General features: G+C 62.6%; 12 protein-coding genes. 4 read left to right on the top strand and 8 right to left on the bottom strand.

Going from position 1 to position 13,475, the window contains the following annotated elements; genetic code table 11:
• Positions 1-46: 46 nt before the first annotated feature.
• The 4 genes from V1283_RS12500 to V1283_RS12485 all read left to right on the top strand — a co-directional run bounded on the left by V1283_RS12500 (position 47) and on the right by V1283_RS12485 (position 3,974).
• Positions 47-406: a c-type cytochrome gene (locus V1283_RS12500; protein ID WP_334386792.1), complete on the top strand. Its 360-nt coding sequence runs from the start codon at positions 47-49 to the stop codon at positions 404-406.
• Entirely contained in the window at positions 399-1,193 is a 795-nt protein-coding gene (locus tag V1283_RS12495) for a substrate-binding periplasmic protein (protein WP_334386791.1), read from the top strand. Before V1283_RS12500 ends, V1283_RS12495 begins: the two co-directional genes overlap by 8 nt.
• Positions 1,194-1,331: 138 nt before the next feature.
• Complete coding sequence (locus V1283_RS12490) at positions 1,332-3,344, top strand: alpha-amylase family glycosyl hydrolase (RefSeq protein ID WP_334386790.1); 2,013 nt, start codon at positions 1,332-1,334, stop codon at positions 3,342-3,344.
• Between the two features lie 156 nt (positions 3,345-3,500).
• Complete coding sequence (locus tag V1283_RS12485) at positions 3,501-3,974, top strand: VOC family protein (protein ID WP_334386789.1); 474 nt, start codon at positions 3,501-3,503, stop codon at positions 3,972-3,974.
• Between the two features lie 75 nt (positions 3,975-4,049).
• Here the strand turns inward: V1283_RS12485 and V1283_RS12480 are convergent, their stop codons facing one another.
• The 8 genes from V1283_RS12480 to V1283_RS12445 all read right to left on the bottom strand — a co-directional run bounded on the left by V1283_RS12480 (position 4,050) and on the right by V1283_RS12445 (position 13,401).
• A complete protein-coding gene (locus V1283_RS12480) occupies positions 4,050-4,616 on the bottom strand; it encodes a hypothetical protein (protein WP_334386788.1) in 567 nt (188 codons plus the stop codon).
• 418 nt (positions 4,617-5,034) lie between these two features.
• Complete coding sequence (locus V1283_RS12475) at positions 5,035-5,649, bottom strand: DUF6151 family protein (RefSeq protein ID WP_334386787.1); 615 nt, start codon at positions 5,647-5,649, stop codon at positions 5,035-5,037.
• Between the two features lie 62 nt (positions 5,650-5,711).
• A complete protein-coding gene (locus V1283_RS12470) occupies positions 5,712-7,637 on the bottom strand; it encodes a potassium transporter Kup (protein WP_334386786.1) in 1,926 nt (641 codons plus the stop codon).
• Between the two features lie 154 nt (positions 7,638-7,791).
• Positions 7,792-9,690, bottom strand: coding sequence for a potassium transporter Kup (locus V1283_RS12465; RefSeq protein ID WP_334386785.1), 1,899 nt, complete (start codon positions 9,688-9,690; stop codon positions 7,792-7,794).
• 159 nt (positions 9,691-9,849) lie between these two features.
• Positions 9,850-10,677: an OmpA/MotB family protein gene (locus V1283_RS12460; RefSeq protein WP_334386784.1), complete on the bottom strand. Its 828-nt coding sequence runs from the start codon at positions 10,675-10,677 to the stop codon at positions 9,850-9,852.
• 34 nt (positions 10,678-10,711) lie between these two features.
• Entirely contained in the window at positions 10,712-11,485 is a 774-nt protein-coding gene (locus V1283_RS12455; RefSeq protein WP_334386783.1) for a motility protein A, read from the bottom strand.
• 191 nt (positions 11,486-11,676) lie between these two features.
• Positions 11,677-12,645 carry a Bug family tripartite tricarboxylate transporter substrate binding protein gene (locus V1283_RS12450; RefSeq protein ID WP_334386782.1) on the bottom strand — a complete coding sequence of 323 codons (969 nt, stop codon included), beginning with the start codon at positions 12,643-12,645 and terminating at the stop codon, positions 11,677-11,679.
• A 36-nt stretch (positions 12,646-12,681) separates the two neighbouring features.
• On the bottom strand, positions 12,682-13,401 hold the full coding sequence (locus tag V1283_RS12445) for an RraA family protein (protein ID WP_334386781.1): 720 nt from the start codon (positions 13,399-13,401) through the stop codon (positions 12,682-12,684).
• Positions 13,402-13,475: the final 74 nt, after the last annotated feature.

Raw genomic sequence — 13,475 nt, 5'->3', positions numbered from 1 at the left:
TGCCGCCCTTGCCGGTCAACACGTCGCGGTGATTACGGATGCCGGAATGCGAATAAGGTTTCTGATTGTTGCTTGCCTGGCCATCATCTTGCCATGGCTGTCGACCGCTTCGTTTGCGCAACAGCCCAACTCAGCCAGCCCTGCGAATCCGCTGCCGCAAGCCGAAGCCTCGCCGGACGATATCGAGGGCGGGAAAATGTTCGCTACCACCTGCGGCTTTTGCCACCAGGATGGCGGCCGTCATGCGGGCAGGGGCCCGAAGCTGTCGAAGTCCGAGCGCAGCGACGAATACATCGTCGAGCGTATCAAGAAGGGCAAGGCGGGCTCCATGCCCGCCTATGGCGGGGTGTTCAGTGACGGCCAGATCGTCGCGATCCTGGCCTACATTCGAGGGCTCGATGACTAGAGCGTTGTCCCCGCGATATGGCCTAGCCCGATACGCGGCAAGCCTCGCGCTGCTGATGCTCTGGAACGCGTCAGCGGATGCCCGCTCGCTGGAAACCGTCATCGAGCGCGGCGCGTTGACGCTCTGCGCCAGCCCCAACGCGCTGCCGTTTGCAAGCAAGAACGGACCGATCCCGGGATTTCAGGTCGAACTCGGCGAGCAAATTGCCCGGCAACTCGGTGTCAAGCTGACGCGGGAGTGGGTGGTCAGTGCGATCCAGTATCGCCGCGCCGATTGCGACCTCGTGCTCGATGTCATCGCCCGCAAGGACACACCGCCCGCGGGCGGTGTGCAGGTATCGCGTCCTTATCATCGCAGTGGCGTCGTGCTCGCGGTGCGGGGCGATTCGCCGGCGTCGTCGCTGGCCAATCTCGGCTCCGATCAGCGGGTCGGGGTGCCGGTCGGCTCGCTGGTCTCCATGACGCTTGCCAAGGGCGGCGCTGCCACGTCTCCGTTCGTGTTCGAGGACGATATTGTCGCAGCGTTGGCCAATCGCGAGATCGAGGCGGCCGCCGTCACACCAATGACGGTCGGCTGGTTCAACCTGCAGCATGCCGACAAGCCGCTGCGCCTGATTCCGGCGTTCGACAACGACCAGGATCTGAACTGGAATATTGCTGCCGGGCTGCTTCGCCCCGACGACAAGCTGCGAGCGCGTGTCGATACGGCAATCGAGGCCCTGCTAGCCGATGGCACCATCGCGCGGATCTATGCGCGCTATGGTATCGAGCTGCGAGCGCCGCAGTGAGGCGCAGTATCGCGCTATGTTCATCAGGACGACGTACCTGCGCGGGATGATTTCGGCGGCCAGCGTCCCGATCGCGGCGGATTGGCAATCGGCTGACGTGGACGGCGCGGTACCGAAGACATCTGGATGGAGAGTCCGATGCCCTTTGATCTTCTCCAGAGGAAGCGAACCCATTTCGTGCTCTGGCGCCCGGGGAGCGTGAACCCGCCCCCCGCCCTTGTCATCGGTACGTTCCTGGAGGGAAACCCACCGAGCTTTCAGCGGCTGAACAGGTTCGATCTGGCTGTTTCACCAGTCTCGGCCGATCTCTGGGAAGTAGCGGCCGCAGCCTGCGGGCTGGCGAACAACCGCGTCTATCACTATTGGTTCGAAGTCACCAACGTGAACCCGAAGACGCCGGTGTCGGCGCGCATCCTGTGCACGGACCCGACTGCCTGGACGGTGGATTGGCGGCTGCGCGCGCCGGCGCTGCCGCTCCCGTTCACCGATGACGACCTCGGGCCAGCGGCCGTCGTGAAGTGGCGGGACAACGAACTGGTGCCCTGCGACCCCGGCGGCGACGAACCCGACTGGCAGAACGATCCACTTCTCGACGGCCTCCCCGGCAACAACCGTCTCGTCATCTACGAGCTGCCAACGCGGTGGAGCCGGATTGAGACGGAGGGCACCATCAGCATCGCCGGCGGGACTTTCCGCGACGTCCTTGCGCTCGTAGAGCGCGCGGCGGCACCGACCAATTTCGCGGGCGTCGCTGCGCTCGCCCCCGGCGAGGCACATCTCGAGGACCTCGGTGTCAACGCGCTCGAACTGTTGCCTCCGGCCGACAGCTTCGTCAACCGCGAGTGGGGCTACGCGACGAGCAACTATTTCGCCGCCGATTTTGATCTGGGATTTCCGAGAGGCCATGCCTCGCCGACGGCATCCGGCGATCTTGCGGCGCTTGTGACCGCCTGCCACCGGCACCACCTTCGGTTCTTCACCGACGTCGTGATGGCCTTCGCAACACGATACGCTTATCGGTACATCAATTTTCTCGACTTCCACGTCCACCGTGGGACTGGTGACCCGGAAGAGGACGCCCGGGACGACTTTGGCGGTGACCTCTTCAAGTATAACTTCCTGACCGACGCCTACGATCCGCTCGCCGGGAGAACCGCGCGCCTCGTGCCGGCGCGGCGCCTGATGCTGACTTGCCTTGCGCGTTGGATGCTCGACTTTCGGCTCGATGGCATACGCATAGACAGCGTGCCCAACATCATGAACTGGGATTTCGTGCAAGAGTACAAGGATCTTGCCCGAACCATATGGCGCTCGCGGTGGCTGGCGCAGGGCCTGCCGGCGCAGGATGCCGACGAACGTTTTCTCGTCGTTGGAGAGGACCTGGCGGTGCCGATTGATCTTGTGCGCCAGAACCGCCTCGACGGCCTGTGGAACGAAGAGTTCAAGCGGATGGTTCGGTATGCAATCATGGGACAAAATGACCAAAAGGAGCCGAGTTTCGAGTGGACGGTGCGCAAACTGATCGACTGCCGTCTGCTCGGCTTCGCCGATGGCTCTCAAGCGATCAACTACGTGACCTCGCACGATGTGGAGGGCTTCAGGAACGAGCGCCTGTACAATTTCCTCAACAACAATGGCGTCTGGAACACGGAGCGGCGCATCAAGCTCGCCTTCGCCTGCCTGATGACTGCCGTCGGCATCCCGATGATTTTCGCCGGCGAAGAGTTCGCCGACCAGCATGACCTCGCGGTCGTCCATCCGCAAAAACAGATCGATCCCGTGAAGGATCCTTGGCGCTGGCGCGTATTCGAATATTGCGCCCGCCTCGTCCGTTTTCGCACGAGGTCTGATGCGCTTGCAGTCAACGACACGGAGTTCATCCACGTCGATTTCGAGGAGGGTAAACGCGTGCTCGCCTGGCGACGCGGCCGGCCGGGCATCGACCATCCCGTGGTCGTCGTCGCCAATTTTTCGGATTTTGAAACCGCGCGGCCGTTCGCCCCCGCTTCCGAATATCGCGTGCCGAACTGGCCAACGACCCCAACGGGCATGCACTGGCGCGAGATCACGCAGGATCGCGACGTGTCGCCCGAATGGATCGGCCGGGAGCCGATCTTTCCCTGGGAAGCCAAGATCTATGCCTTGGCCTGAGTGCATCCGCTAGCTGTTCTGTGAGCATGAGCGGAGGCTTCTCATCGAACCAGACTTCGCCTCTTGCGTTGGGAGAGCCTAAGGATAAAGCGGCCCGGAGAGCACGGCATCGATAGAACTCTGGGACGGCGCGTAAGCCGAGCAAAAGGACAAGCAATGGCCAAGAACACGATTTGCCTGTGGTACGACAAGGACGCCGAGGCTGCTGCCAGCTTCTATGCCGAAACCTTTCCCGACAGCGCCGTGGGCGCCGTCCTCCGTGCACCCGGCGACTTCCCCTCCGGCAAGCAGGGCGACGTGCTGACAGTAGAATTCACTGTCGCGGGCGTCCCGTGTCTTGGCCTCAACGGCGGTCCCGCGTTCAAGCATAACGAGGCTTTCTCGTTTCAGATCGCCACCGATGATCAGCAAGAGACCGACCGCTACTGGAACGCCATTGTCGGCAATGGAGGCCAGGAGAGCGCATGCGGCTGGTGCAAGGACAAGTGGGGCGTCTCCTGGCAAATCACGCCGCGCGTGCTGACAGAGGCGCTGGCGGCCGGCGACGCTGAAGCAAAGCGCGCATTCGATGCCATGATGGACATGAAGAAAATCGACGTCGCCGCGATCAAAGCGGCGCGACGCGGCTGATGTTCATCCGCCGTAAGGTCTGGTGGCGTCCATTTGCGGTCTAGGAAACGATCGCGACCTTCCCCATCGTTAGCGCTACTTCTTCTCCTGCCACTGCATGAATTTTTCAAGCAGAGCCTGGGATTTTTCGGGCCCCTCCTTCGCTTGTCCAGCGGAGGCGGGTCCAGAAGCAGCCTGTTCCGGGTTTTGGCTTCCCTGAAAATGCTTGAATCTTTCAAGCAGCGCCTGGGAGTCGTCGGACGTCACTGGGGCCGGCGTGGCCGATGCGGGAGTCGAAATGGAAACGGCGAGTTCCGAGGGATCACTTTTTGACTTTGGAAGCACGTTGAACAAAACGAGCGCCAGGATCACAACCACACCGACAGCCACGGCAATTGCGCCCGCAGTGGCGAGCAGTCCGCGTGGTCGGCGGCGTTCGTACGCGAATTGGGACTCCAACGGACGGGCGAATTTGGCGAAAGCTTCCTCGCGCATCTCATCATAGCGAGACAACGGGGGAGTCTGAGGCAAATGGTCTGATCTCGTCTGCGGTGTCGCATTAGACCGCAGATTCGCTCTGCTGCGCTCCGAGCGCGGCGCGTAGTACAGCGGATCTTCCGGATTATCCGGGTTCGGATGGTCGTTCGCGCTGATGAAACTCATTTGCGCTACTCCTCACAATGTCAGATCATTGCATCGGAATGGTTGCTACTCAAGGCTTCCGCCCAGGTTTCCGTGCACAATCCCACATAAAATGCCGCGGGCATTCGCGCCCTGCGGCCAGCCGGGTAAAACCTCGATCCGCCGACCCCCAGCTTGAAGAGACTGGTCCAAACCGGGGTGCGTGTGGAGTCAGATGTTCTGTTCCGCCCAAGAAACAGTCAAGCTGTTGCTATCTTGCGACAATGTAGGCGGCCTTCATGTCCTTCAAGCAACAGAGGCATGTCTGCGGCGTCCGGCTTGAGCCCGTCGCGCCTCAAACGGACATCGGCCGAGGAACTTATGGGTTTACGCCCTGGATCGCGTTCCCGCGGCCCGTCGGAATCTGGAAGTAAAGCGCTCAAGACCCCGACTCAGCGGGTCATTGGCTGGGGGTGGCGCGCTCGCCCGGCGTGAGGACGCGCGGCACGGAGAGTGGCGCGTTCGTATGCACGTCGAAGAACGGGTTCGGCCGGCCGAGTCGGCGCAGCCACCAGCCGAGAAGCTTCGATACGCGAATGGGGAAGAGGCCGAGCGAGAGCGGCGGAGGCGCATTCGGCGGGAGCGGTCCGACGGCGGATCGCTCGAAGATCCGGCAAAGAGGCGCGCCGAGCGCCTCGTCCCGGGAACGACCCCCGGCATCGCGGTCCATGAACGAATGAATCACGCCGACAACAGGGAAGCGCGGACCGGCAGTGTTGCCGATCGGGGTTCGGCAACAATCGGTGTACCAGCGAAAGACCTTGCTGGAGAGATGCAGGCAACGGACGGCATCTGTACCCGCGGTCAGCTTCACGCGACCCGTCGGCATCTGGAAAATGTCTGTTCCGCCTGCGCTATCGAGCACGTCGGGGCGTCCCAGGAAACGCGCGAACGCCTGGCAGTCCCCGCAGTAGCAGACGAAGCGGAAGCCGGTATCGGGCGCAACATCGTTCGCGACGCCGCGCACGTGGCCGCACCGGCAGCGCAGCGGGATATCCGAAGGGTTCGGAGTCATAAAACGTAACCCGTTGGCCCGGCGCGTTCGGTTCGGTTGCCGAGCGACTTCAGCTCATGACTTCAGATCGTGACCTGCGTTCCCACTTCCACCACCCGCCCGGTCGGGATCTGGAAGTAATCCGTGGCGTCGTTGGCGGAGCGGCTGAGGCGGATGAACAGCAGGTCCTGCCAGCGCGGCATGCCGGAATGGGCGGCCGGCTTCAGCGCGCGGCGGGACAGGAAGAACGACGTCGACATGATGTCGAACTGCCAGCCGAGCTTGCGGGCGATCGCCAGCGTCTTCGGCACGTTGGGCGATTCCATGAAGCCGAACTTCAGCGTCACCCGCGAGAAGGTCTCGCTGAGCTGCTCCATCCGCACCCGCTCGGCCGGGTCGATCCGCGGCGTCGGCGCGGTCTCGATGGTGAGGATAACGTTCTTCTCGTGCAGCACCTTGTAATGCTTCAGGCTATGCATCAGCGCGGTCGGCGCGCATTCGGGGTCAGAGGTCAGGAATACTGCCGTGCCGGAGACGCGCTGCGGCGGGCGTTTCTCCAGCATCGCCACCAGGTCGGCTAGCGGGAATTCCAGCTTGCGCGATTTCTCGAACAGCAGCCGGCTGCCGCGACGCCACGTGTACATCAAGAGCATCACGATGCCGCCCAGCGCCAGCGGCACCCAGCCGCCCTCGAACACCTTCAACAGATTGGCCGCGAGGAAAGTGATGTCGAGAAACAGGAACGGCGCGATCAGGGCGGCCGCCGCCACCGGCGACCATTTCCAGACCCGCCAGATCACGACAAAACCCATCATGGCCGTGACCACCATGGTCCCGGTCACGGAGATTCCGTAGGCCGAGGCCAGCGCGCTCGATGAGCGGAACAGCAGCACCAGCAGCATTACCGCAATGAACAGCAGCATGTTGATGCGCGGAATGAAGATCTGACCGGAATGGGCTTCCGACGTATGACGAATTTCGAACCGCGGCATCAGTCCGAGCTGGATCGCCTGGCGCGTCAGCGAATAGGCGCCGGTGATGACGGCCTGGCTCGCAATCACGGTCGCCGCTGTCGCCAGCGCCACCATCGGGATCAGCGCCCAGTCCGGGAACATCAGGAAAAATGGATTTTCGATCGCCTTGGGGTCGGCAATCAGAAGTGCGCCCTGCCCCAGATAGTTCACGGCGAGCGACGGCAGCACGATGAAGAGCCACGCGGTCTGGATCGGCCGCTTGCCGAAATGGCCAAGATCCGCATAGAGCGCTTCCGCGCCGGTGACGGCGAGAAACACCGCGCCCAGCGTCACGAAGCCGATCAAGCCGTGATGAAGCATGAAGGAGACGGCATGGAGCGGGTTGAGCGCCAGCAGCACTTCGGGATGGCGCATGATCTGCGGCACGGCCGCAATCGCGATGACGGCGAACCAGACGCACATGACCGGTCCGAAGAACGCGGCAACGCGCGCGGTGCCGCGGGATTGCACGGCAAACAGCGCCACCAGGATGATCACCGTCAGCGGCACGACATAATGTTCGAAGGTCACGGTGACGAGCTTGATGCCCTCGATCGCCGACAATACCGACAGCGCCGGCGTGATGACTGCATCGCCGTAGAACAGCGCACCGGAAATGATGCCGAGCAGCACGATCGCAGCCCCACCCTTGGTGACCGCGCGCTGCGCCAGCGCCATCAGCGCCAGCGTTCCGCCCTCGCCGTTGTTGTCGGCGCGCAGCAGGATGACGACATATTTCAGCGTCACTACCACGATCAGCGCCCACAAGATCAGCGAGAGCACGCCGAGCACCGCCTGCGGCGTGGCGGCGGTCGAGGCTTCGCTGGCGGCAACCACCGCTTCGCGTAGCGCGTACAGGGGGCTGGTGCCGATGTCACCATAGACGACGCCGATGCTGCCGAGCATCAGGGCCTTAAAGCCTGCGGTGGAATGCGCTTCCCCATGTCCGTTGGCCGCGGGCGTTTCCGCCGCGGTGATCGCCGTTTCAGATGACATGGGGGTTGGGCCTCGATTGTTTACTGCAGCGCACAATGCAGAACGGCAGGGCTATACTCCCCGCACGAATGCATAGGTTAGGCCGATTTCAGACCTCCGCCATGCACCAATTGCATGGGTCGGGATTCCCTGCAACCAAAATCCTCTCAATGGATCAAATGGTTACCTGAGTTCCAACCTCGACGACCCGGCCCGTCGGGATCTGGAAATAGTCGGTGGCGTCGTTCGCCGACCGGCTCATCGCGATGAACAGATGATCCTGCCATAGCGGCATGCCCGACTGCGCCGAGGGTTTAAGCGACCGCCGCGACACGAAGAACGACGTCGCCATGATGTCGAACTGCCAGCCGAGCTTGCGCGCGATTACCAGCGCCTTGGGCACGTTCGGCGATTCCATGAAGCCGAACCGCAGCCGCACGGTGGAGAACTTCTCGCTGATGGCGTCCATCTTGACGCGCTCGGACAGATCGACGCGCGGCGTCTGGGCGGTTTCGATGGTCAGGATCACGTTGTGCTCGTGCAGCACCTTGTTGTGCTTGAGATTGTGCATCATTGCGGTCGGCACGAAGCTCGGATCGGAGGTGAGAAACACCGCCGTGCCCTTGACGATGTGAGGCGGACGCTTTTCCAGGCTCTTGATCAGGTCCATTAGCGGCACCTCGATGCGCCGCGTCTTGGCGACGAGGATCGCCGCACCCCGGCGCCAGGTCCAGATCATCACCGCCACGGCAACGCCGAACAATAGCGGCACCCAGGCGCCTTCGAACAGCTTCAAGAGGTTCGCGGCAAAGAAGCTCATGTCGATGAAGACGAAAGGCACGATCACGGCCGCTGCGGTCGCCGCGCGCCAGTTCCACAATTTCCAGACCACGACAAAGCCCATGATGCCGTCGACCACCATGGTGGTGGAAACGGCGATGCCGTAGGCCGACGCCAGGCCGCTCGAGGTACGGAACAACAGCACCAGAAGCACGACACCGATCAGCAGCATCCGGTTGACGCGCGGCAGATAGATCTGGCCGGCGTGGGTTTCCGAGGTATAGCGAACCTCGAAGCGCGGCAGGAGGCCGAGTTGCACGGCCTGACGGATCAGCGAAAAGGCGCCTGTGATCACCGCCTGGCTCGCGATCACGGTTGCAGCCGTCGCCAGCACCACCAGCGGCAGCAGCAGGATTTCGGGGACCAACCGGTAGAACGGATTTTCGATCGCCGCCGGATCGGACAACACCAGCGCGCCCTGCCCGAAATAATTGATCAGGAGTGCCGGCAACACGAGATAGAACCATCCGGCCTGGATCGGCTTGCGCCCGAAATGGCCGAGGTCCGCATAAAGCGCCTCGCCGCCGGTCACGGCCAGAAACACCAGGCCCATCGTCACCAGCCCGATGGTGCCGTGGGAAAGCATGAACTTGATCGCATACCAGGGATTGATCGCCGCCATGACGGTGGGATCGTCCGAGATGTGGACGAGGCCCATCACCGCCAGCGTGGTGAACCAGATCACCATGACCGGCCCGAAGGCGGAAGCGACGCGCGCGGTGCCGCTGCTCTGCACCGAGAACAGCACGACCAGAATGAAGATCGTCAGCGGCACCACATAATGTTCGAGTGCGGGCGTGACCAGCTTGAGACCCTCGACCGCCGACAACACCGAAATCGCCGGCGTGATCATGGAATCGCCGATGAACATCGACGCGCCGACCACGCCGAGCGCCAGCAGTGGCCAGCTCCGCCGGCCCAACGCCCGCTGCCCCAGCGCCATCAGCGACAGCGTACCGCCCTCGCCGTTGTTGTCGGCGCGCAACAGCAGCAGCACATATTTGGCTGTCACGACGATGAACAACGACCACAGGATCAGCGAGAGCACGCCGAGCACGATGGTGCGCGAAACCGGCGCGCCGTTCGCAGCGTGGGTGACGGCCTCGCGGAACGCATACAGCGGCGAGGTGCCGATATCGCCGAACACGACGCCGATGCTGCCCAGCGTCAGGGCCAAAAAGCCAGAGGTGGCCTGCCCCTCATGGGCATCGGTAGATGTGACGCTGACAGTCATGATGGAAGAGGAACGTTCTCGTCGTTGAATTGATCCGGGCGGCTATCGACGCTTCCGCGCCGCCTGTCAATCATCGGACAAGCATAACACCGCACGCGATGTGGAGCTCACGCAAAGCAGATCGAAAAGACGAGATGGTATTATGGTAGCTCCGTCGTATTACGGCTTCAGGTTTGGCGGAAGCGGTGGATTTTCGCGCATCAATGTGATGGTGACGCGACGGTTTGCCGGCAATGTCGGATCGTCCGGAAACAATGGTTGACTGTCGGCCCTGCCGCCGACGGCGAAAATATGGGATGCCGGCAGCCCTTCGCGTTCGAGGATCTGGCGCACAACGTTGGCACGGTCCGCTGACAGATCGAACGCGCCATATTCACCGCGCGTCGGCACGAAGCCGGCCGACGTGTGGCCGACAATATTGACCCGCAGCGGTGTCGCCTTCAACGGGACGGCCAGTTTCTGGATCAGCCGGCGGGTGCGGTCGTAGGGGACCTTCGAGCCGTCGGCGAACATCGAGCGGCCATCCTGGTCGACGATTTCGAGATTGAGGCCCTGGCTGGTCTCTTCGAAGATGATGTGCCTGGACATTTCGGTCAATTCCGGCATGTCCTGCAGCGCCTGGCGCAATGATGCCGAAGCAAGCGCGAACTCGCGATCGACCTTCAGACGGGCGCCGGATTCGCGCTGACGGTCCTTGTCGTCGGGCGTCGGGGTATTGGAGGAATCCTCCGGCGAAATATGCTCGATATTCTTCAGGTTCGGCCGCGTCGGCAGGCCGTCGGATTCGACGATTCCCGAATAGCGGGCCTCGGTCTGCACGCCGAAGGCTTCGCGCATCGAGCCGGCAACGATTTTCAGCTTGTCCTTGTCCTGACTGGAAAACGCGACCAGCATCACGAAGAATGCCAGCAGCAGCGCCATCAGATCGGCGAACGTCACGAACCAGCCGTGACCGCCATGTGCCTCTTCGCGCTTTTTCTTGGCCATGTTCTTTATTTCCGCGACGGGATGCCGGTGCCGATCAAGCCGGGGCCAGTTCGCCTTCCTCGTGGCGATGCTTCTCTGGCAGATAGGCCAGCAGCATTTCACGCACGAGCGCCGGGCTCTTCGAATCCCGGATCATCAGGATGCCGTCGATGATTAACGTACGGTTGGTTTCCTCGTCGATCAGCTTGCCATGCAGCTTGTCGGCGATCGGCAGACAGATCAGGTTCGCCACCAGCGCACCGTAAAGGGTCGCCAGCAACGCGACCGCCATGAAGGGACCGAGTTTCGAAGGGTCCGACATGTTGGAGAACATCTGCACCATGCCGAGCAGCGTGCCGATCATGCCGAACGCCGGGGCGCAGTCGCCGATAGCGCGATAGATCTTCGAGCCCTCGTTCAGGTGCATCAAGAAGTTGTCGCGGTCGCGCTCCATGTTGTCGCGGATGAATTCGAGATCGTAGCCGTCGGCGACGTAACGGATGCCCTTAGCGAGAAACGGCTCGTCGGTCTCGACCTTTTCCAGTCCGACCGGGCCCTGCTTGCGTGCGACTTCCGCGATGCGCGCCAGTTCGTCGACCAGATCACGCGCCGAAAGACGGCTCATCGTGAAGGCGAATTTTGCACCCAGCGGCATGCCGTGCAGGATCGCGCTGAGCGGAAACCGGATAAGGGTCGCGGCGAACGAACCGCCAAAGATGATGATGACGGCGTGGATGTCGTAGAACATCCGGAAATCACCGCCCATCAAGATCAGCGTCGACAGGACGATGCCACCGGCGACCAGGCCAAGGAGCGTGGTGATATCCATTCTGCACTCCGACGCACACGCGAACTACCGGCCGTCTCGGACGGTCGCGGCGCCCATTCGGAGCCGCGCAAGAGGCACCCTACGACCGCGCCATTAAAGACCCGTAAAGGTTAAAGCTAAAGCGCGGTCGTAGAATTGCGGGGCGACGGCCCGCACAATCTCAAGCATTCGCTAACCATTGTGGCCGGCGCTTACTGCGCCTGCACGCCGATCCCGGCGGCCTTGATGATCGGCCACCATTTTTCGATCTCGGCCTTCTGGAAGGTGGCCAGTCCTTCCGGCGTTTGCTGCGCGCGGGGCGCGACGTCGAGGCCCAATTCGGTAAACCGCTGCTGGATCGCGGGGTCGGCCAGCGCCTCCACCGTCGCGGCATTGAGTTTGGCGATGATGTCCTTTGGCGTGCCCTTTGGCGCCCAGAAGCCGAACCAGCCCGACATATAGAGGCCGGGCACGCCGGTCTCGTCCGCGGTCGGAATGTCCGGCATCGAGGCCGAGCGTGTCGCCGAGAGGTTGGCGAGCGCCTTGATCTTGCCGGCGCGGATTTGCGGCAGCGCCACCGCGCCCTGCACGACCAGCAGATCCACCGTCCCGGAAATGAGGTCGGTCATCGCGGGGCCTGCGCCGCGATAGGGAATGAACTGTACTTTCTGCCTGGTCAGATTCTCGAACAGCACGCCGGAGACGTTCGCCGCCGCGTTCTGGTTGACGAAGTTGATCTTGCCGGGGTTGTCCTTCATCCACGCGACCAGCTCGGCAAGCGTGTTCGCCGGCAGGTCATTCTTGGCGACCATGAGCTGGGGATTATTCGAAACAAGCGCGATCGGCTCGAAATCTTTTTCGAGGTCGTAGTCGAGCTTGTAGATGATGCTGCCGACATGGGTGTCCCACTGGCCGATGTCGAAGGTGTAACCATCGGGCGCGGCGCGGGCGACGCGCCCGACGCCAATGCTGCCGCCGGCGCCGCCGACATTTTCGATCACGACGGACTGCCCGAGCGTTGCGCGCATCCGCTCGGCCATGATGCGGGCGGCGGCATCGGTCGATCCACCCGGCGGGAACGGCACCACCAAGGTGATGGGACGAGAGGGGTAAGTCTGCGCCTGCGCTGGGGCGGCACCGAAGAGGATCAAGAATGACAGCGCCGCCCAGAACCCCTTCATGACGTTTCCCCCTGTTTGCTGAACCCCGACTTTTCGTCAGTGGATCTCGGACGAACGCTTCAGCGCCTCTTTCAGTTTTTCCAGCGTGAAGTCCGGGCTGCGGGCGATCTCCAGGATCGGCGTCTCGCGCCGGCCGCAGAGTTCGGCGGCTTCCGGAATCTTCGCCGCGATGTCGACCGGGATCACGATGGCGCCGTGCTGGTCGGCGTGAATGAGATCGTCCGAATGTACGGTCATGCCGGCGACGCGCACTTCGCCGCCCCAGTGTTCGGCATGGACCCAGGCGTGCGACGGTCCGATCGAACCGGCCAGCGCCTGAAAGCCCGGCGCCCATTGCGGGATGTCGCGGATCGAGCCGTCGGTGATGACGCCGAGGCAACCGAGCGCCTTGTGCACGTTGCTCTGCACCTCGCCCCAGAACGCGCCGTAGCCGGCATCGGCGCCGTCGATATCCTGGATCACGGTGATGCGCGGACCGAAGCCGGTGCCGACATATTCGTAATAGGCGATGCGGCGCTTCGACTGCTCATCGGCTGGAAGAGTGGATTTGAGCACCGAGCGAATGGTGACGGTGCGGGCATAGCCAACCATGGGCGGCAAATCAGGAAACGGGCAGACCAGCGGCTTGGTGGTGTAGCCGATCAGCCGGCGCTCAGGTGCGACGATTTCCATCGCATTGCAGATCGTCGGCGTGTCGTAGCGCGCCAGCGCTTCGAGGACGGAAGCAGGCAGCGGGGCGGTAACGGCTTTGTTCACGGCGTTTTTCTCCTGATTGTTCGGCCCGGCTCTTTGAGGCCGTACGCAGCTCAAGCCCCTATAGCCGAGATTGG

The organism is Bradyrhizobium sp. AZCC 2262, from assembly GCF_036924535.1.
GTDB lineage: Bacteria > Pseudomonadota > Alphaproteobacteria > Rhizobiales > Xanthobacteraceae > Bradyrhizobium.
Note: the sequence above shows the minus strand (reverse complement) of the source record. Positions and strands in the feature narration are given on the sequence as shown.